Below are 365 nucleotides of genomic sequence, written 5' to 3'. Positions count from 1 at the left end.
CTGCTTGAGACAGCCAAAGTCCATCAACTTGATAGTGAAAAATATATAGCTTATCTTCTAGAACATTTGCCAAACGAGGAGACTCTCGTAAAAAAGAGGTTCTAGAGGCTTATTTACCATGGGCTCCAAAAATCCAAGAGAATTGTAGATAAAGAAAACTCCAAGATTAAAAGCAATCTGCTTATAATCTTGGAGTTTTTTCAATATACTCTGTTATTGGGCGCTTACATTGGTTCTACCCAAATTATTCATACATAACTAAAAAAACTTCCAGAATCGCTGATACATCATGGTTTCTGGAAGTTTTTGATTTTCACCCATTAGGTGAGACTTTTGACTGGACAAAAAAGGATTTCCCCTTTATG

At 35.3% G+C, this 365-nt stretch carries 1 pseudogene; it reads left to right on the top strand.

Going from position 1 to position 365, the window contains the following annotated elements:
- Positions 1-152: pseudogene (locus E4T71_RS09295) on the top strand (transposase domain-containing protein); the annotation flags it as partial.
- Between the last annotated feature and the right edge of the window lie 213 nt (positions 153-365).

Source organism: Streptococcus sp. WM07 (assembly GCF_004570525.1).
Taxonomy (GTDB): Bacteria; Bacillota; Bacilli; order Lactobacillales; family Streptococcaceae; genus Streptococcus.
This window is presented reverse-complemented; position numbering and strand designations above follow the sequence as displayed.